Here is a 19,794-nt window from a genome sequence, read left to right as displayed (position 1 = left end):
CATTCAACAAATGAAGGTTCTTAAGCTTTCAATAATTTCTCAATAGTCGATCTCATCTCTTGAGGATTTGTTTGAGGAGCAAATCGTTCAATGACTTCACCATTTTTATCAATAATAAATTTAGTAAAATTCCATTTAATTGATTTTAACCCCATAATACCAGGAGCTTCTGAGCTTAAATATTTAAATAGTGGATCTGCTTTGTCACCATTTACATCAATTTTTCCGAAAATAGGGAAAGTTACACCAAAATTTAATTCACAAAAACTTTGAATTTCTTCATTTGAACCTGGTTCTTGATTCATAAATTGGTTACATGGAAAACCAAGAATTACTAATCCTTCTTCTTTATATTCTTCATATAATGCTTGTAAATCTTTATATTGAGGAGTATATCCACATGCACTTGCAGTATTTACAACAATTATCACTTTATCTTTATATTTTGAAAGAGATACTTCTTCGCCTTTGCTATCTTTGACTTCAAAATCATAAATACTCATTTCACATTCCTCCTACTTCCTTATAATATTAATAGTAATTATTTTCCATGAAAAAGTCTATTCTAATTACTATTTTTTGAAAAAAACCTCCAAACCTATTAGTATTTAAATTATAGTTTAATTAAACTATTTTCTTCACCTTTTAACAAAAGAATGGAGGTATGGGTATGCAAGATTTAGGCTTTAATACATATTTAATTGATTTATATGATTTATCGCTTCAGGAACGAACGGGTAGCTATATTATTTTAGAGGAAGATATTACAATCATTGAAACGAGTGCTAGTCCTTCCCACGAGTATTTATTACAAGGTTTAAAAGAGCTACAAATTTCATTAGACAGAGTTAAACATGTTATCGTAACACATATTCATTTAGACCATTCAGGTGGCGCTGGATTATTAATGGAAAAATGTCCTAATGCAACTCTTTATGTCCATCCAAAGGGAGCTAGGCATTTAGAAGATCCGACAAAATTAATTGCGAGTGCAAAACAAGTTTATGGTGAGGATTTTGATCGTTTATTTAAACCAATTCTCCCAATTGACTCTACTAAAATTTATGAGGTAGCCGATGGTGAGGAGCTTGTTATTGGTAAAAATCGCAAACTAACATTTTTGCATACTCCAGGTCATGCAAATCATCATATTTCAATTTTCGATTCTTCTAGTAGATTTATGTATACAGGAGATACATTAGGTATTTATTATCCACAGCTTCAAAAAGAAATAGGTACGTTTATTTTACCATCGACATCGCCTAATCAATTTTCATACGAAGCAACGCTAAGTTCATCTCGAAAAATTCAAGCGTATAATCCAGATGCTATCTGCTTCGGTCATTATGGATTAACTAGAGATACAAATTTGGTATATGATTCTTTAAAACTATATTTAGATCGTTTTATAAAATTAACTACTTCCTCCATTGATGATAATAAAGAAAAATCTTTTTATGATAAAAGCAGGATCTTGTCAGCAGCATTATATAATGAAGTAAAGCAAGATCTTCAAAATAAGAATATAGATGAGAGTCACCCAGTTTTCCAGATTATTAAGTTAGATTTAGAAGTTTCAGCTATGGGATTAGTACTAGCTATGGATCAAAATTAACAAAACAAAAAACTTCAGCCACTTGGCTGAAGTTTGTTTTATTTTTTAATTTTTTTCATTGGTTTATTTTTGCTTGAAAAAGGTTTTTTATTTTGATTTGAATCTGGTTTCGTTCTTTTTTCTTTTGATTGATTTTCATTCAGTTGTTTTTCTTTCATTTCGACTTTTTGTATTTCACCATGCGAAACCGTTAGATGTTCAAAAAACAATTTTTGCGTTCCTCTTAAGCTAAATAAATTCTTTTTCTCTCGAGGTGTTACTAAGTTTATAACAGTTCCTTGTTTACCCATTCTTCCTACACGACCACTTCGATGAGTATATTGTTCAACTTTTTCTGGTACATCAAGTGTTATGACATATGGTAAATCTTGTAAATCGATACCTCGTGCTGCTACGTCAGTTGAAAATAGTAAAGTAGTTTTACCGATTTGAAGATCATTTAAAACTCGACTTCTTTCCATTTTCCCTAGTTTTGAATGCAGTACCGCTGTTTTAATTCCTCTAAAATTTAATTTAGAAGCGTATCCTTCAAGTTTAAATGGTTCATTACTAAATACGATAGCTTTCATATTTTGAACAGAAGCAATTCTTCTAAGTAATTCTAGCTTCTCTCTTTCTTCACAAGGAATAAAACCATGAATTATATTTCCTTCCAAGCTTTGTTCAATCGAAATTTCTTTTAGATTTGAACTTGTTTCCTTTGCAAATTGCATTGCTGCTGGTGTTATTGTTGCAGATAAAAATACTAGTTGGCGATCTTTCATCGTTGCTTTGACAATTTGCGGTAAATCTTTTTGATCATCTGTTTTTAATAATTCATCTACTTCATCAAATACAATTGTCTTAACACAATGCATTTTTAATTTTTTCTGTTTAATTAATTGTGAGATTCTCCCCGGTGAACCAACGATAATTTTAGGCTTTTGTTTTAATTTTTCAATCTGACGTTTTATATCCGCTCCACCAACAATTGAAGCTGCCTTTATATTCGTATTTTGTGTATAGTCTTGAACAACCTGAAAAATTTGCATTACAAGTTCACGAGTTGGAGCCATAATCATAATTTGAGGATTTTCTTCCATTTCATCAACCTTATTAATTAGAGGTAAAACATATGCAAGAGTCTTACCAGTACCTGTCGGAGATTGCGCTATGACATCGTTCCCATCTAAAATCGCTGGGATTGCTTCCTCTTGAACTGCTGTCCATTTCGTAATATTATTTGCTTTTATTTTTAAGATTGTTTGTTCTGATAATTGAAAATGTTCCATTTAAATCTCCTTTAATATTTGCTCATCGTACCATTGTAACATTATTTCTGTAATATGTACCAATTCTTCTATTAGATCGAAGTCATCTTCGGTCATTTTATTTTGAAATTTTATGTTAACTGACGATTCAATCATATTTTTATCTAAAATAGAGTGTTTAATGTTATAAAATGGAGTGAATTGCTCATTTGTCTTATTTTGAAATAAAAGTAGACTTCTTTGAATGATTTCGATTTCTAATGGTTTAGGAAAAGAAAATTCAATTTCAATATAACATCCTACTTCAGTATTTCCATTAATTAATTCATTATATAAATCACTAGCTGATGTACTCATTGAAAATGTGCAACTTGTTGTCTTTGTCGTCTTGTTTAATTTTTTAAATCGAATTGAGAATAATCGATCCATTTTGGAAAGATTAACAAAGTCATTTCGATCAGTGATTTCATATTCTCCTTCTAAATCTTTGTCATATAAGAGCCCTTCTATTATAACCTTCATATTATCAAAAGCGGTCGGATCAAACATTATCTAAACTCCTTTATTCAATAGATTCCTAAGTTCGCTTATTTCCTAGTATGTGTCATAATAAACGAACCACACAAAAAATAATCCGATAAAATCATTTTGATTCAATTTTATCGGATCAATTTTTATTTTATTATCTCAAATTGGCTATTATAAAGATTTGCATAGAAACCTTCTTTTTCAATTAATTCCTCATGCGTACCTTGTTCAATAATATCGCCATCTTTCATACAAAGAATCAAATCTGCATTTCTTATCGTCGAAAGGCGATGCGCAATCACAAAACTTGTTCTTCCTACCATTAAATTATCCATTGCTTTTTGAATGAGTTCTTCAGTTCTCGTATCAACACTACTTGTTGCTTCATCTAAAATTAATATTTGAGGATCTGCCAAAATTGCACGAGCAATCGTGATCAGTTGCTTTTGACCTTGGGATATATTATTCACTTCTTCGTTAAGTATCATATTGTATCCATCAGGCAAAGCTCTAATAAAGTGATCGGATTGAGCAGAAATAGAGGCACTTTTAACTTCTTCATCTGTTGCATTAAGTCTTCCAAAACGGATATTATCGGCAATTGTACCATTAAATAGCCAAGTATCTTGCAGAACCATTCCAAATAATGATCTAAGTTCATCCCTTTTAAAATTCTTTATGTTATGTCCACCGATCGTGATTTCCCCACTATTTACATCGTAAAACCGCATTATTAAATTGACAATTGTTGATTTGCCAGCTCCAGTTGGCCCAACAATTGCAATTTTTTGGCCAGGTTTAACGACTAAATTAAAATCATGAATAATCATTTTTTCAGGTGTATAACCAAAAGCAACATGATTGAAGCGAACTTCACTTGTAACTTCATTCTGTTTAATTGATCGTGCATTTGTAACTTCAGATACTTCTTCTTTCTCTTCTAAAAATTCAAATACTCTTTCTGAAGCTGCTGCAGTTTGTTGAAGTATATTTGAAATATTAGCAATTTGTGAAATTGGCTGCGTAAATGAACGAACATATTGAATGAAAGCTTGAATTCCTCCAACTGTCATTGATCCATTTGCAGTAAAATATCCACCTAATATACAAATCGCAACATAGCCAATGTTTCCAATAAAAGCAGTGATTGGAATCATAAGTCCCGATAGAAAATTCGCTCTCCATGCCGATTTATATAACTCATCATTATATTCACTAAAAGCTCTTGTAGATTCATCTTCACCACTAAATGCTTTTACTAAAACATGATTTCCTAACATCTCTTCTACATGACCATTTACTTTCCCTAAATATTTTTGCTGGTTAATAAAATGTTTTTGAGATTTTTTAACGATCATCATGACAAATACCATTGAAAGAGGTAATATGCATAGCGCAACTAAAGTGAGTTGCCAGCTGATCGAAATCATCATGATTGTTATACCTATAATCGAGGTAATTGATGTAATTATTTGTGTTAAACTTTGGTTTAATGTTTGATTAATTGTATCAACATCATTCGTAATTCTAGAAAGAACCTCACCGTGACTAGTTTGATCAAAATAGCTTAAAGGTAATTTATGAATTTTATCATTAATATCACTTCGAAGCTTAAAAGTTACCTTCATTGTAACACCACTCATTACATAGCCTTGAAGATATGCAAAAAATGAGCTTAATACATATAAACCGATTAACCATAAACCAATAGCACTTATTTTTCCAAAGTTAATTTTTCCACTACCGCTAATTTGTTTCATGACACCAGAAAAAATTTCATCTGTCGCTTTACCAAGAATTTTTGGCCCTAGTATTGTAAAAACAGTTGAAATAATTGCTAGTATAAAGACAAAAACAATTGTCTTTTTGTGCGCACCTAAATAACTCATCAATTTTGCCATCGAACCTTTAAAATCTTTCGCTTTTTGCCCTGGCGCCATTGGGATACTTCGTCCAAACATTTGACCGGGCCCACGACCACTGTCCCGATTTTGAAAAGTATTTTTATTAGAATTGCTCATGCTAATTCCTCCTTGGATAACTGCGATGAAGCAATTTCTAAGTATTCAGGGCAATTGTTCAGAAGTTCTTTATGAGTACCTTGACCTACAATCCTACCATTATCTAATACAACAATATGCTCTGCATTCATGATCGTATTTACACGTTGGGCAATTATGATCATCGTAGTGGATTTAATCTCTTCATTTAACGCTTTTCTTAGAGCAAAATCCGTCTTAAAATCAAGCGCAGAGAAACTATCGTCAAAAATAAGAATTTCGGGTTTCCTTGCTAAAGCCCGAGCGATCGAAATTCTTTGTTTTTGACCACCTGAAACATTATCTCCACCTTGAGAAATTTCAGCATCAAATTTCCCTTCTTTTTGAAAGATAAATTCACTAGCCTGAGCGATTTGGGCTACTCTTTCCATTTCTTCACCAGAAATATTCTTATTTCCGTATTTTAAATTGGAAGCAATTGTCCCTGTTAGTAAAAGTCCTTTTTGAGGTACATAACCAATTTTAGTGCGTAAATCCTTTTGCTTTACTTCCCTTAGATCTACACCATCAACTAAGATTTCCCCTTTGGTAATATCATAAAAACGTAATATTAAATTTGCAATTGTGGATTTTCCGGAACCAGTTGGACCAATAATAGCAGTTGTTTGTCCTGGCTTAGCAACAAATGAAATATTATTTAGTACATCATTTTCAGCACCTTCATATCGGAAACAAACATTTTTAAATTCAACAAATCCTTTTTTATCTGCTACAAAGTTTTTATTAAGCTCTGGATCGTTAATTGATACATCAGTAGACATTACTTCTGAAATACGTGTCGCAGAAACTGCAGCTCTAGGGACAAGGATAAACATGATTGAAATCATTAAAAATGCTGTGATGATTTGCATTGCATATTGCATAAATGCAATCATATCCCCAACTTGCATATTAGATTTAGCAATTTGGTGGGCACCAACCCAGATGATTAAAAGTGATGAACCATTCATAATCAACATCATTGAAGGCATCATCATTGTCATGATTCGATTTACAAATAAATTCGTTTTTGTTAATTCGCTGTTTACCTCTTGGAATCTCGTTTTTTCATGTGAAGCATTTCCAAAAGCCCTAATTACCATCAAGCCCGTTAAATTTTCTCTTGAAACAAGGTTTAACTTATCGATTAGCTTTTGAATTAATTTAAACTTTGGAATAGCAACTGTCATGATTACAATAATTAAAGAAAGTAGAACGATAACAGCTAATGCAATAATCCAGCTCATCGAAGCAGATTTATTAATCGCCATTATGATTCCACCAATCCCCATTATTGGTGCGTAACAAAGCATGCGGATCCCCATCATTAAAAGAGTTTGAATTTGCATTACATCATTTGTACATCTTGTAATCAGAGATGCCGTTGAAAATTTATCAAATTCGTTGTTTGAAAAGCTTTCAATTTTTTTGAAAACATCATTACGTAAATTTCTAGCAACACCAGAGGCAATTTTTGAGGACAAAAAGCTGACTAAGACTGTTGCTATTCCTCCAAGTAAAGCAATCGCAATCATAATCAATCCTATTTTAACGATATATAAACTTCCTACTTTATGTAAATTAACGCCTAGTTCAGTATAAAATGCTTTCGTCATCAGAATACCACTTTGAGTTAGTAAGGTTTTATCTGATGAAAGTGCTTTATTATGCGCATTTAGTATCACATTTTTGGGAAGTTTATCAAACAGTGGTTGCAACTCATATAGTTTTGTTAAATTAATATTATTTGAACGCGGCGTACTACTAGTTTGTGCATGACTTACTTTTCCAGTAGCTTCTTCTTGGATTATATTAAATAATGTCCATGTGGAAGCAGCAAATGATTGATCAAGTTGTTTTTCTACATTCTTATTCAATTTTTTCTTTACGTAAATGCTTTGATCTGCTTTTTTGTATATACTTATGTATTTATTTCCTTTTGAATTTTTGTCATTTACGGATTTCAAATCATAATTTTTAAATATTATTTCTTTTTCCTGATCTGTCATAAAGGTTGTCATTAGTTTCATACCTTTTTGACTAATTGCATCTGGAGCAACATTCAATATACCATTTTGCTGAATACCATTGTTTACAATTTTGGACATATAGTTGGGTAAGTTCAAATCACACATGGCCTGACCAAATAAGAATAATATAGCTAAAATTATACTAGTACTAAATGCTTTTAAATACTTAGCTAACTTGATCAAATGAGTCTCTCCCCTATTATGATGTATTTTTTTAAAACACAACTCATACTGAAAAAACTCGCATAAAATGCGAGTCATGCTGTTGAAAAAGTACCTTGTCAATTAATTATCAAATTTTCGTAAAAGGAGTAGAGATGTTGATTTCCACTACAGGGTGCTCGCTTTCCATGGGGCGAGACCTGAGCCTCCTCGGCGAGCCGAGGCCACTGAAAAAGTCCTTGTGATTAAAAAAAGTGAAGGCTTTCTCGATTTCATCGAGGAAGCCTTCACTTTTTTCTTGTATAATTGTTGTATCAAGTAACGGTGGTGTATCGAATGATCTCAAATCAAGAATCTTTTACTCTCAGTCCTTTCATGGCTTTATACGATTTAATTGTTCCGAAAGATAATATACTTCGTCAAATAAATGAATTAGTAGATTTTACGTTTGTTTTAGAAGAATTAAAAAATAAATATTGCCTTGATAACGGCCGGAATGCAGTGCCGCCTATTCGTATGTTCAAATATTTGTTACTAAAATCGATCTTTGATTTATCAGATGTTGATGTTGTTGAACGATCAAAATATGATATGTCTTTTAAATATTTTCTTGATATGGCTCCGGAAGAATCAGTGATCAATTCAAGTTCTTTAACGAAATTTCGTAAGCTTCGTTTAAAAGATGTTGAATTATTAGACATGTTGATCAATAAAACAGTCGAAATCGCACTTGAAAAAGAACTAATTAAAAGTACTTCCATTATAGTTGATGCAACTCATACAAGATCTCGATATAATCAAAAATCACCAAAAGAATTTTTAATGGAAAAGTCAAAGCTTCTTCGAAAAGCTGTTTATCAAATCAATGAGGGAATGAGAGGAAAATTTCCAGAAAAGCCAACAACGAATGATTTAATCGATGAAATTAAATATAGTCAAAAAGTCATCCAATCTGTGGAAAAAGAAGAATCAATCCGTGAATATCCAAAAGTCAAAGAAAAACTAAACTATCTAAAAGAAATTGTAGAAGATTACGAGGGCAACCTAGAATTTTCACATGATCCTGACGCAAAAACTGGTCACAAATCAGCTGATACCTCATTCTTTGGTTATAAAACACATATTGCGATGAACGAAGAGCGTCTTATTACAGCTGCATTGGTTACTACTGGTGAAAAAAATGATGGAAAGTACCTACAAACATTGATTGAAAAAAGTTGTGAAACAGGAATGGAAATTGATACAGTCATTGGTGATACAGCTTATTCAGAGATTGATAATCTTCAATACGTAAATGAAAATGAATTAAAATTAGTTTCGAAATTAAACCCAACGATTACACATGGAACACGTAAAAAAGAAGATGAATTTCAATATAATAAGGATGCGGGTATGTACGTTTGCAAGGCAGGTCATATGGCAATCCGAAAAAGAAGACAAGAAAGAAAAAATCAGAAAAAAAATCCGCGTGATATGTATTACTTTGATATTGAAAAATGTAAAAAATGTCCCTTTAAAGAAGGATGTTACAAAGAAGGTGCCAAAAGTAAATCATATAGTGTAACAATTAAATCAACTGAACACAAAGAGCATGCACAATTTCAAGAAAGCGAATATTTCAAAGAGAAATCAAAAGAACGCTATAAAATTGAAGCAAAAAATAGTGAATTAAAACACAGACACGGGTACAATGTAGCAAATTCCACGGGTCTATTAGGCATGGAAATGCAAGGGGCAATGGCCATATTCGCAGTTAATTTAAAACGAATACTGACCTTAATGAAGGAAGAAAAATAAAAATGTATAAAGGAAAAGGCGATTTTCCGTTCAATTCTGAACGAAAAATCGCCTTTTTTAGATCATATATAGATTACAGTAAATAAAATTGACTGTTTTTCAGTGGCCTCGGCGAGCCTGCGGGGTCTCAGCCTTCCCGCTAATCCCATAGGAGTCGATCACCCCTCCGTTCCAATCAACTTATTCAATCAAAAAAGTCTGCAATAAATATTAGTCAAATAGCCTTTACTTAGAGTAATCTAACTGTTGTATTTAATCAGCTTATAGATCAATTAATATCGAAAAATTATTAAACTAAATAATCGAATTTATTTTCCTAAAAATAGCCCATAATATTTTTAACTTCTAAAAAAATCATTACTAGTATTGTTGGAAAATGAAATTGCTCAAACACTTTTACATTTAAAACCATTAAAAAATCATTCATAAAATGCTAATTTTATTATTATTAAATGTTCACTTAAAGTCCGTTTTCCCTATTGACGATTTTATATTTCAACACTCTGACTGGCATAAAATGCGAGTATATTTTTTCAGTAGAATGATTAAGTTAATTAAAACAATCCTTTTGGACGGCCTAGTTCATCTACGTCCATATTTAATGCAGCTGGTTTTTTCGGTAAACCTGGCATTGTCATTACGTTCCCTGTTAGTGCAACAATAAACCCTGCACCAATTGATGCTTTTAGTTCCCTTATTTCCACTTTAAATCCAGTAGGTCTTCCAACTAAACTTGGTTGGTCAGATAACGAATATTGAGATTTTGCCATACAAATTGGTAGGTTGCCCCAACCATTCTCATTAAATTCCAAAATTTGTTTTTTTGCTTTAGGAGAAATATTTACTCCGTCTGCACCATAAACTTCTTTTGCAATTTTTTCTATTTTATTTTCAATAGAATCTGATAATTCATATAAATAATTAAATTTATCTTTAGGATCTTTTAACATACTAACAAGAGATTCAGCTAGCTCTACGCCACCTTTACCACCATATTCCCAAACTTCTGTTAAGACAATCCTTATGCCGTTATCTTGTCCCCATTGTTTTAATACACTTATTTCTTCCTCTGAGTCAGAAATAAATTTATTAATTGCTACAACAACAGGTACATTGAATTTGCGAACTGTTTCCACATGCTTTTCAATATTTTGAATTCCATCTTTTACTGCTAAAGCGTTTTCATTCGTCAATTCATTTTTATTTACGCCACCATGCATTTTTAATGCTCTAATTGTTGCAACGATTACAACTGCATCAGGAGTAACACCTAAAGCTCTAGTTTTGATATTTAAGAATTTTTCTGCTCCTAAATCTGCACCAAAACCGGCTTCCGTTACAACATATTCCCCTAATTTCATTGCCATTTTAGTTGCAATAACACTGTTACAGCCATGAGCAATATTAGCAAATGGACCACCATGAATAATTGCAGGAGTGTGTTCAATCGTTTGAACAAGATTTGGTTTAATTGCGTCTTTAAGTAATAATGATAGTGCACCTTCTACTTTTAAATCTCCAACAGTTACTGGAGTTTTATGTATAGTATAGGCAACAACAATTCGTTTAAGTCTTTCTTTTAAATCTTGAATTGATGTCGCTAAACAAAGAACCGCCATGATTTCAGAAGCAACCGTTATATCAAACCCATCTTCTCTTGGAACCCCGCCAGATGGACCGCCTAAACCTACAACGACATTTCTTAAAGCACGATCATTTAAATCGACTACTCTCTTCCAAGCAATTCTACGCACATCAATTTCAAGTTCATTTCCTTGATGGATATGATTATCGATAAATGCTGCTAAAGCATTATTCGTCGTAGTAATAGCATGGATATCACCGTTAAAATGTAAATTAATATCATCCATTGGTAAAACTTGAGAATAACCTCCTCCAGTTGCACCGCCTTTTACGCCCATTGTTGGCCCTAAAGATGGTTCACGCAATGCTACGATTGCATTTTTGCCAATTTTGTGGAAAGCTTGTGCAAGCCCAACAGTGACAGTTGATTTACCTTCACCAGCAGGAGTTGGATTTATTGAAGTAACTAAGATTAATTTACCATCTTCATTTTCTTTTAATCGGTCTAAAATTGATAATGACAATTTAGCTTTATAATGCCCATAGTTTTCAACTTCTTCATCAAAAAGATTTAAATTATCTGCAATTTCGTTTATTTTTTTCATTTCTGATTCAAAAGCAATTTCTAAATCTGACTTAACTTGACTCATTCAATCATCTCCAATTGCACTTCATTATAATCAAAATTATAGCACAATTTTACAAATAATTCATTTTTAAAAATTCTAAATTCTTTAATCATATCCTTCAAAATTACTAATACTTTCTACTTATCAATGGAATTCAAAGTTACATACTAAAGATAAGGCATTAAAAGAAAGGAGTGTAATAAAATGTATCGTCATAAAAAGCATAAAGAACATAAACGTAATCACAATTTACCAAAGGATCAAAATGAAGAATATAGTGCAGAGTTTTATCCCACAAGGAATGTGTTTTATTCGGAAACAACTTCAGATAAATCTCATGCCTCTGGAATTGTAATTGGATACGTAGCTCTATTTTTTTCACTATTTTCGTTATTTTTAATGCCTGTTTTATTTGGAATCGTTGGAATCGCGCTTGGTATATACTCTGTAACTAAAGGTCATTCTACTTTAGGTTATACAGCTATTGGATTTGGATTATTTTCGGTAATTGTTACTATTTTCTATAATTTATTAATTGTCCTAAGTGCAATTCTTTAAGGATAGATTGAAAAAAGCAAAAAAAGACCTTTAAGGTCCTTTCAGATTAGAAAATTTTTGTCTCCATCTACACAATGAAAGAACCTTAAAGGTCTATTTAAATTCCTCGCCAACATTCACTTACCTTTTCAATATAAGTAATCGTCACAAACCGTACATTTAATATCTTTAAACTTGAACGACAGACCATTCATCATCTTTTTTTGAATAAGTTAAATTTGCAATATGATTTGTCAGGTCACGATACTCTTCAACATTTTCCAAAATTTCATCTACACCAGAATAAAAATCAACTCGGAAAATTGGGATTTCGATTACTTTTCTATTTTCAACTCTTTCACTTAGATCAATTATTAATCCATCCTCCATTAAAGGGTATAGTGTCAACATTAATTTAATATTTATTGGATTAATTTGTTTTGAACGATTAAATATTTTTAAACTTCTTCTCTGAAGTTGTGTAATTTTAGATGAAATGACATTACAAAGCATAAAAATAAAGTCATTAGTTCGTTTATAATAAACCTTTTGATACATTCCATCACTTATGTTCATGTATGCAAAAGAATTGTTTAGTCTTGGTATAAAAGGTTTTTGTAATGGTTCTTTTTTGTGAGCAAGATACAGTAATTCTGCAATTTCTTTAGGCTCTAACTCATCTAGATCTGCTAATTCTTCAAAGTCGATCCAACATAGGTCATCATGTTCACTATGCTCTAATATAAACTGATTAATATATTCTCTTTCAACATAGTAAAAAGAAGAATTTAAATTAAATTCGGACCATTGAATATCGTGTTTTAGCAAAAGAATGTTTTGAAGAGGAAAAGGAAGTCCTTGAACAAACTCTTTATAATTAATACCTGATGTTATAAAGCAATGATTATGGTTATCACCATAAATATAGATTATCTCCTTTATTGAATCAATTCCCGCCAACGATATTGCCACCTTTAATTTTTTTCTTTATCATATCATACTTTATATTAAATTTATCATCCAAAATGATAAATTTAAATCTTTTTACCTAATATTTTTTTACATTATTTACCAAAATATCGCACTCTACCTCAAAATAATATTAGACAGGTGGCCTACATAAAGAAGTAGTTTTTGTTTGAATTGGTTCTTTCGTAACAGAGCGAATGCTCCATTCACCGTCATCATTTGAATAATTAAATTTAACAAGAGTGTAAGGTGGTTGTTGATCTTGTTTATATGCAATTAATTGAATTGTTGCTCCGAATACGTATGTACCATTATATTTCTTTTTTATATTTGTTATTGTTGCACAATTATATTGTTCTCCTGGACCGAACATTTTATATAAACGGTCATTTATACTAGGAAAAAGAATTGATAATACTGCATCTTCTAATACTTCATTTTGGACCGCAAATGCATTGACCGGTTTTGATGTCCCAATTAAGCACATTAATAGTAAGATAATAATTCCTTTTTTCATTTCTAACCCTCCATCTTAAGGTCTTAACTAATTACTTAGTATCTATTCTTTACAATTTACTGATGGTTATGAAAGAGAGTTTAAATGACTTGGGAATAGAAATTTTATTGAATAAGAAAAAAGAAGACCAATGAAAAGTTTTTTCTTTTCATGGTCTTCTTTATATCTTGTAACTACTATTGATGATCCCAATAGTATTTACTTAAGATATCTGAGAGCAAGTCAATTGTTCTATAAAGTTCAGGTAATGTATTATCGACTCCACCTACTTCAATTAATATTGAGTGCGGTGATAAATCTTGGTTATAAACGCCATTCCCTTGTTTATAGTTTTTACTAAATATTCCTCTTGTTAAACCTTTGTTAAATTTCATAATTTCATTATTTAATTCTTTAGCTAACGCTAAGTTTTTTCTATAATTTTTGTTTTCTACTCCAACTATAAAGTATAACTTTGCGTATTTTTGCCCATTAATTTCAGTAGTTGTCACATTTTTTCTTTGATCATCACGATGTATATCAATAAGATAATTCAAATCTTGATCTTGAGAAAGCGCATCTTGTACAACCAATCTAGACATTTTATATGAACTTCCCCAATTCCAATTTCTTTTCGTTAATTCAGCCCCAATATTTGTTTTATCGTCAATCGCACCGATTCCATTTGCTTCTAAATTCTTTTTCAATCGTTCACCTAATAAGCTTACATTTACTTTTGGAGAAGAAGCTTGATTTGGCGACTTTGCACCTGGAATTAAAGGTAAAAATGATTCCCAGCTATGTGTGTGGTAAATAAAAAAGACATCTTTTCCATTTGTAGTTTTTGATGGTGGATTTGTTGGATTTTTAATTGGTTCATTAACTGGATCTTTAACAGTTGGATTTTGGTTAATTTCGTCGAGTGTTAAACTTGATTCTATTGGAAGATTCGTAAAATCAATTCCTTCTCCAGCAACTAAGATATTATTTTCGAATTTTGTCATACTTGATATTTCATGCACTAATAAACTTTTTGGATCGTACAGTCTAATATTTGTAATGAATGAAAAAAGTATATTACCGATAGGTTGTCCATTTTTAGTAGAATCGTCTCCTACCTTAAAATGACCATTTTCATATTCAAACGCTTTAATAAATCCTTCATAGCTCATTTTTTCAAACCATTGATGTACATAATATGATTTAGTATTTTTCATTGATGTTACAAATAAACTCGCTAACAAAAATAATAAGACAATGCCTACAAAGACACTTGCCGTTACACGTTTAAGATTAATAGATTTTATATATATTGATTGTCTCATTAAATCACCTCTAATAAAACGTATGTACAAGCCCTATAAAATAGAATGAAAAAATGATTAGAATTTTGATTTGTAAAAAAAGAGATGCCGTAAAAGACACCTCATAAAAAAGTTCATAATTCAATTAGTGTAAAAGCTCTTTTTTAAATAGATTACATATTATTATTATTACAGCGATTGAATACTGTGAACGGATTTACAACGCAACTATTTCTTGCAGCTTCTAATTGAGTATCACAAAATGAGCTTGTTGCTGGCGATACCATACTGTTATTCATATTTCTATTTCTTCCACATCCACTACGTCTATTATTATTCATATTTCTGTTTTCGTTTCTGTTTCTGTTTTCGTTTCTGTTTTCGTTTCTGTTTTCGTTTCTGTTTCTGTTTTCGTTCATGTTTCTGTTTTCGTTCATGTTTCTGTTTTCGTTCATGTTTCTGTTTCTGTTTCTATTCGAATGGCCATTATTCATATTTTCACTCATTACTCTGTCATTGTCATTATTTCTATGACAATCACATTCATTACATGGTCTACGAACTTCAACAAACTCTCTCATATCTCTTACTGGAGATACTTCTTCTCTTTCTTCTCTTCTACGATTGCAACCACAAAATCCCCACATTTAAGAACACCTCTATAATTATTTATTGTACATTTATAACATACGTAGAAATTTAGATATTGAATGTGTACATGTCTAGATATGAACAAGTTTTTTATATTATTTTTCTATTTTTAATGCCATTACGGTAAATGAAATTTTTAAAAAAGTCATTTTTATATGAATTAGTTAGTTGTTTATCCTAAAAGTAAAAAAAAATGAGCCAATTAGGCTCATTTTACTTGTTACGGTATACATATTCATCTTTTGGTGGTTGAATTTCCTTAATTTTAGTGACGTCTAAATAAGGAATGTTTACTTTAAATGGTTGATAGTACATTTGTTGTATATAACCAGTAGCTTCAATCCATTGATCATTTTTAAACGTTTGCCCATCAGGCAAATCAATTAGCACTCCATATACACCGGAATCGGCAACACAGTGAATAATTCCAAATCTAAATAAGAAAACCTGATTCTTTTTTAATCCTTTTTCATGATAAATAAAGCCTTTATATGTTAATTGTTTTCCTAAATATTTTCCAGGCTCATCATATAAAACTTCCATTCCTTTAAGAAAGTCATAATCATTTAGCACAATGCTTTTCTTATTTATATATTCTTTTGATTCTTGTTTAATTAATTTTTGATACCCTTCTTGCCCATAGTAGATACTTAAATCTGGCTTTAAATACTGCCTTTGCATAAAAGGATCATTATTACCCGGTTCTGAAACTGGAAAATGAAACCCTTTAGCTTGTACAATCGTAGAGTCCAAAGTTGCAACGGGCAAAAATATACCTGTAAACAATGGAAAGATGAAAACTAAACCATTTAAAAACTTTTTAAACCCTTTTGCTTCTTTATGAACATGTCCATGTACACAAGTATGATCACAATTATGATCATGATGGTGGCTATGGCCGTCGTCATGATCATGGCTATGCTGTTCATCTTCATCATGACTAGTTCTTAAAGTATGAATTACTTGAATTAAAGTTAGAAATGCAAATAATATCCCAGCTGTCAGAGATAAATAAGAGTATTTCATATTAATATATTTTGAAATCGTACCTTTAATATGCAATTGCATTAAAAAGAAGGTAAATCCTAATAGTACATATGCTCTTGCCATATTGATTCTCCCTTAAATGAATAATGTTGTGAAAAACGTTAATACAATAACTAATCCAATAATAATGAATACATATCGACTTTTGAAATGTTGGAATAACATTAATGTATTTTTTATATCGATCATTGGACCAATAACCATAAACGCAACGATTGAGTTTAAAGAAAACGTACTTTGAAATGAAGATGCTACGAATGCATCAGCCTCAGAGCAAAGAGATAAAATAAACGCTAATGCCATCATTACTAGAATACTAGCAACTTGTCCATTACCTATATGCATTAATGTTGAAGTTGGAATAAATGTTTGTACGAACGCTGCAATAAATGCACCTAAAATTAAAAATTTACCCATAGAGAAAAATTCTTCTATAGCATGTACACAAACACTCCATAATTTTTTCCTTGCAGGAATTGAATGATCAACTGGAATTGTAACTAGATCGTGTTTTAATGGATTCTCGATTTTTAAATATGATAATACGATTCCTATTATATAAGCAATGATCATAGCAGCTCCAGCACGATAAATAACCATTTCTATATTATTACCAAATGCAATAAATGTTGCAAACAGTACAATAGGGTTAATAATTGGCCCTGTTAACATAAACGCCACCGCTACATAGTGTGGCACACCTTTTTTAATCAGCCTACTTACAATTGGTACGATTCCGCACTCACAACCTGGAAAAATAAAGCCTAATAAAATAGCTACTAATACTGCTTTATATCTATTCTTTGGTATTAATTTATATAACATTTCTTCCGTAATAAATATTTGAATGATCCCCGATATAAAAACACCAATTAATATAAATGGCAATGCTTCTACTACAATCGAAATAAAGATCGTATTCATTTGTAAAAACGAATGGTAAAAATTCGTACTCATAATCTCTCTCCCATGTACTTTTTAAAAATGAAAACTCACAAAACCTCCGAATGACCGGCGGCTTTGTGAGTTAAAAGTACCTTTTTTTCCAAAATATTAGTGCAATAGTTGTTGATAATATTGCAGATATACCAATTACCATTGAAAACGCATGTGGTATTTTTGCTAATGGAATATTATCAACGTTCATCCCATAAAAACTAGAAACCATTGTTGGGATTGATAAAATAATTGTAATAGAAGTTAAAAATTTCATTACAATATTTAAATTATTTGAGATAACTGAAGCAAATGTATTCATCATACCACTTAAGATATTACTATAAACTTCTGCCATCTCTATTGCCTGTTTATTTTCGATAATTACATCTTCTAATAAATCTTCATCATCTTCATACATTTTTAATATATTCCCTTTAAGGATTTTTTGCATGACGATTTTATTCGATTTAAGTGAAGTAGTAAAATAAACAAGACTTTTTTCAAGGTTCAGCATTGTAAATAACTCTTGATTTCTCGTGGATTGATGTAATTCAGCTTCAATTTCATTTGTTTTACGATTAATTTGTTTAAGATAACGTAAATAATATGATGATGTCGTATGCAATAGTTGAAGTGCAAATCTAGTCTTTTTAAACGTAAAGAAGCCTTTTACTTTTTGGTAAATAAATCGTTCAAAGATTGGATTTTCACTTAAACAGATTGTGACAAAAGTGCTGGATGAAATAATCATCCCGATTGGTATTGTATCAAAAATTGTGTGCCCATTATCATCATGAGCTACAATTGGAATATCAACAATAATTAGAGTGTGTTCCCCTTCAACCTCTATCCTTGAACGTTCTTCATCATCAAGTGGGTCTTTAATAAAATCTAAATCTAAGTCTAATTTTTGAACTAGATATTGAATTTCTTGTTCTGTTGGATTGATCGCATTGATCCAACAACCTTTCTCAATAACATCGACTTGATTTAGTTTCCCTTGTGCATCTGAAAGATAAAAATTTAGCATCTTAATTCACCTCTAATTCTAAAACAAAAACTACACAATAATAGCATACGAAACATTTTTATATGTTTCAACCTTTATTAAAAAGAAAGTCCATTTTCTAATAATCAAACGCTTTTTGCAGCTATTTTAGTGAGCATTTATACTATTCACAAATAAAGAAAAAGGCCACTTATAGTGACCTATTTTTTAGTATCCGCTTTTATAAAAATAATACATATCACTTAATTCATCAATGTATTGATAAACTTCTAACTGACTTTGTAATTGCTCTTTTGTATGTAATGTATAATCTTCCGTATTCAATTGATTTTGAACATTTGATAGCGTATTTGATAAATCAGATTTTAATGCATCATACGACATAGAATTCATAAAATTCATCCTTCCAATTTGAAATTTATCATATTATATGTAATATAATGTAAAACAAATCATATTTATTTTATTTTCTGCCTTTTGCCACTAATTTTTTTATTAAAAAATATACAACAAATAGAGTGATCGCTATAATGATTAGCATTGGGGTATATGGAGCTAAAACAGATTTAGCAGTTTCCCAGTTTTTACCTAATTTTTCACCTATTTTGATAAATAGTATAGACCAAGGAATGATTGCAAGAACTGTATAAAGTGTAAATTTACTTATTGGCATCTTTGCTAATCCCGCTGGAATTGAAATAGCATGTCTAACAACTGGAATAAAGCGAGCCGTAAATACTACTCCTACGCCATATTTTGAAAACCATTTTTCAGCCAAATCAAGATGGTGCTTATTAATTAGAATATATTTACCATATTTTTCAATGATTGGTCGACCACCAAAATAACCTAGCCAATATAAAAATAATTGTGCAATAGTTCCCCCAATCACACCTGCTACTAAAGCACCTACAAAATTTATATGCCCTCCGGCTACAAGATAACCAGCATAAGCTAAAACAATCTCACTTGGGATAACCTCTATCATTAATCCTAATGCTACCCCTAAATATCCTAATGATGCAAAAAATTCTAATATTTGATGTATGATATTTGTCAATAGGATCCCCCTCTCTATAACAACTTGTACTACAATGATAATACATAGCAAGATAAAATATGTCAAAATAAAGAAATACACTGGTGAAAGTATTATTTCATAAAAAAAGGCTGTCCAAGTCAGTGACCTGACATTAGAACAGCCTTTT

General features: G+C 31.0%; 18 protein-coding genes. 3 read left to right on the top strand and 15 right to left on the bottom strand.

Going from position 1 to position 19,794, the window contains the following annotated elements:
- Positions 1-20: 20 nt before the first annotated feature.
- Positions 21-503, bottom strand: a complete 483-nt coding sequence (locus tag MY490_RS09535) for a glutathione peroxidase (RefSeq protein WP_248268970.1) — start codon at positions 501-503, stop codon at positions 21-23.
- A 167-nt stretch (positions 504-670) separates the two neighbouring features.
- Here MY490_RS09535 and MY490_RS09530 point away from each other — a divergent pair, with 167 nt between their 5' ends.
- Complete coding sequence (locus MY490_RS09530) at positions 671-1,615, top strand: MBL fold metallo-hydrolase (RefSeq protein WP_348983788.1); 945 nt, start codon at positions 671-673, stop codon at positions 1,613-1,615.
- Positions 1,616-1,653: 38 nt separating this feature from the next.
- Here MY490_RS09530 and MY490_RS09525 read toward each other — a convergent pair whose 3' ends face one another.
- The 4 genes from MY490_RS09525 to MY490_RS09510 all read right to left on the bottom strand — a co-directional run bounded on the left by MY490_RS09525 (position 1,654) and on the right by MY490_RS09510 (position 7,645).
- Entirely contained in the window at positions 1,654-2,886 is a 1,233-nt protein-coding gene (locus MY490_RS09525; protein WP_248268968.1) for a DEAD/DEAH box helicase, read from the bottom strand.
- A complete protein-coding gene (locus tag MY490_RS09520) occupies positions 2,887-3,414 on the bottom strand; it encodes a hypothetical protein (RefSeq protein ID WP_248268967.1) in 528 nt (175 codons plus the stop codon).
- Between the two features lie 125 nt (positions 3,415-3,539).
- Complete coding sequence (locus MY490_RS09515) at positions 3,540-5,414, bottom strand: ABC transporter ATP-binding protein (RefSeq protein WP_432707050.1); 1,875 nt, start codon at positions 5,412-5,414, stop codon at positions 3,540-3,542.
- A complete protein-coding gene (locus MY490_RS09510) occupies positions 5,411-7,645 on the bottom strand; it encodes an ABC transporter ATP-binding protein (RefSeq protein ID WP_248268966.1) in 2,235 nt (744 codons plus the stop codon). Before MY490_RS09510 ends, MY490_RS09515 begins: the two co-directional genes overlap by 4 nt.
- Positions 7,646-7,960: 315 nt before the next feature.
- On the opposite strand from MY490_RS09510, the gene MY490_RS09505 reads away from it, so the two are divergent.
- Entirely contained in the window at positions 7,961-9,421 is a 1,461-nt protein-coding gene (locus MY490_RS09505; RefSeq protein ID WP_248268965.1) for an IS1182 family transposase, read from the top strand.
- Positions 9,422-9,975: 554 nt separating this feature from the next.
- On the opposite strand, the gene MY490_RS09500 is transcribed toward MY490_RS09505, so the two are convergent.
- Positions 9,976-11,655 (bottom strand): formate--tetrahydrofolate ligase, encoded by a 1,680-nt coding sequence (locus tag MY490_RS09500; protein ID WP_248268964.1) that lies wholly within the window; start codon positions 11,653-11,655, stop codon positions 9,976-9,978.
- 183 nt (positions 11,656-11,838) lie between these two features.
- On the opposite strand from MY490_RS09500, the gene MY490_RS09495 reads away from it, so the two are divergent.
- Positions 11,839-12,192, top strand: a complete 354-nt coding sequence (locus MY490_RS09495; protein ID WP_097979382.1) for a permease — start codon at positions 11,839-11,841, stop codon at positions 12,190-12,192.
- Between the two features lie 168 nt (positions 12,193-12,360).
- On the opposite strand, the gene MY490_RS09490 is transcribed toward MY490_RS09495, so the two are convergent.
- The 9 genes from MY490_RS09490 to MY490_RS09450 form a co-directional block, all read right to left on the bottom strand.
- The gene (locus MY490_RS09490) at positions 12,361-13,131 is read right to left on the bottom strand and encodes an oxalate:formate antiporter (RefSeq protein WP_248268963.1); all 771 of its coding nucleotides are present in this window, start codon (positions 13,129-13,131) and stop codon (positions 12,361-12,363) included.
- Positions 13,132-13,273: 142 nt separating this feature from the next.
- The gene (locus MY490_RS09485; RefSeq protein WP_248268962.1) at positions 13,274-13,657 is read right to left on the bottom strand and encodes a DUF3888 domain-containing protein; all 384 of its coding nucleotides are present in this window, start codon (positions 13,655-13,657) and stop codon (positions 13,274-13,276) included.
- A gap of 176 nt (positions 13,658-13,833) precedes the next feature.
- Positions 13,834-14,961, bottom strand: coding sequence for a stage II sporulation protein P (gene spoIIP, locus MY490_RS09480; RefSeq protein WP_248268961.1), 1,128 nt, complete (start codon positions 14,959-14,961; stop codon positions 13,834-13,836).
- A 152-nt stretch (positions 14,962-15,113) separates the two neighbouring features.
- Complete coding sequence (locus tag MY490_RS09475) at positions 15,114-15,587, bottom strand: hypothetical protein (RefSeq protein ID WP_248268960.1); 474 nt, start codon at positions 15,585-15,587, stop codon at positions 15,114-15,116.
- 217 nt (positions 15,588-15,804) lie between these two features.
- Positions 15,805-16,701 carry a TIGR03943 family putative permease subunit gene (locus MY490_RS09470; RefSeq protein WP_248268959.1) on the bottom strand — a complete coding sequence of 299 codons (897 nt, stop codon included), beginning with the start codon at positions 16,699-16,701 and terminating at the stop codon, positions 15,805-15,807.
- Positions 16,702-16,713: 12 nt separating this feature from the next.
- Positions 16,714-17,595 (bottom strand): permease, encoded by an 882-nt coding sequence (locus MY490_RS09465; RefSeq protein WP_129688768.1) that lies wholly within the window; start codon positions 17,593-17,595, stop codon positions 16,714-16,716.
- 70 nt (positions 17,596-17,665) lie between these two features.
- Positions 17,666-18,607, bottom strand: coding sequence for a magnesium transporter CorA family protein (locus MY490_RS09460; protein WP_248268958.1), 942 nt, complete (start codon positions 18,605-18,607; stop codon positions 17,666-17,668).
- A 186-nt stretch (positions 18,608-18,793) separates the two neighbouring features.
- The gene (locus MY490_RS09455; RefSeq protein ID WP_248268957.1) at positions 18,794-18,979 is read right to left on the bottom strand and encodes a hypothetical protein; all 186 of its coding nucleotides are present in this window, start codon (positions 18,977-18,979) and stop codon (positions 18,794-18,796) included.
- Between the two features lie 70 nt (positions 18,980-19,049).
- Positions 19,050-19,652, bottom strand: coding sequence for an undecaprenyl phosphate transporter UptA (locus MY490_RS09450; RefSeq protein WP_248269347.1), 603 nt, complete (start codon positions 19,650-19,652; stop codon positions 19,050-19,052).
- Between the last annotated feature and the right edge of the window lie 142 nt (positions 19,653-19,794).

The organism is Gottfriedia acidiceleris, assembly GCF_023115465.1.
GTDB lineage: Bacteria > Bacillota > Bacilli > Bacillales > Bacillaceae_G > Gottfriedia > Gottfriedia acidiceleris_B.
The sequence above is the reverse complement of the archived record's forward strand: the minus strand, read 5'-3'. Positions and strand labels throughout refer to the sequence as shown.

Coding starts and splice junctions, on each gene's coding strand:
- MY490_RS09530 (WP_348983788.1), top strand. CDS start 671: ATGCAAGATTTAGGCTTTAATACATATTTAATTGATTTATATGATTTA.
- MY490_RS09515 (WP_432707050.1), bottom strand. CDS start 5,414: ATGAGCAATTCTAATAAAAATACTTTTCAAAATCGGGACAGTGGTCGT.
- MY490_RS09470 (WP_248268959.1), bottom strand. CDS start 16,701: ATGGCAAGAGCATATGTACTATTAGGATTTACCTTCTTTTTAATGCAA.
- MY490_RS09495 (WP_097979382.1), top strand. CDS start 11,839: ATGTATCGTCATAAAAAGCATAAAGAACATAAACGTAATCACAATTTA.
- spoIIP (WP_248268961.1), bottom strand. CDS start 14,961: ATGAGACAATCAATATATATAAAATCTATTAATCTTAAACGTGTAACG.
- MY490_RS09485 (WP_248268962.1), bottom strand. CDS start 13,657: ATGAAAAAAGGAATTATTATCTTACTATTAATGTGCTTAATTGGGACA.
- MY490_RS09475 (WP_248268960.1), bottom strand. CDS start 15,587: ATGTGGGGATTTTGTGGTTGCAATCGTAGAAGAGAAGAAAGAGAAGAA.
- MY490_RS09500 (WP_248268964.1), bottom strand. CDS start 11,655: ATGAGTCAAGTTAAGTCAGATTTAGAAATTGCTTTTGAATCAGAAATG.
- MY490_RS09525 (WP_248268968.1), bottom strand. CDS start 2,886: ATGGAACATTTTCAATTATCAGAACAAACAATCTTAAAAATAAAAGCA.
- MY490_RS09465 (WP_129688768.1), bottom strand. CDS start 17,595: ATGAGTACGAATTTTTACCATTCGTTTTTACAAATGAATACGATCTTT.
- MY490_RS09455 (WP_248268957.1), bottom strand. CDS start 18,979: ATGAATTCTATGTCGTATGATGCATTAAAATCTGATTTATCAAATACG.
- MY490_RS09535 (WP_248268970.1), bottom strand. CDS start 503: ATGAGTATTTATGATTTTGAAGTCAAAGATAGCAAAGGCGAAGAAGTA.
- MY490_RS09520 (WP_248268967.1), bottom strand. CDS start 3,414: ATGTTTGATCCGACCGCTTTTGATAATATGAAGGTTATAATAGAAGGG.
- MY490_RS09460 (WP_248268958.1), bottom strand. CDS start 18,607: ATGCTAAATTTTTATCTTTCAGATGCACAAGGGAAACTAAATCAAGTC.
- MY490_RS09505 (WP_248268965.1), top strand. CDS start 7,961: ATGATCTCAAATCAAGAATCTTTTACTCTCAGTCCTTTCATGGCTTTA.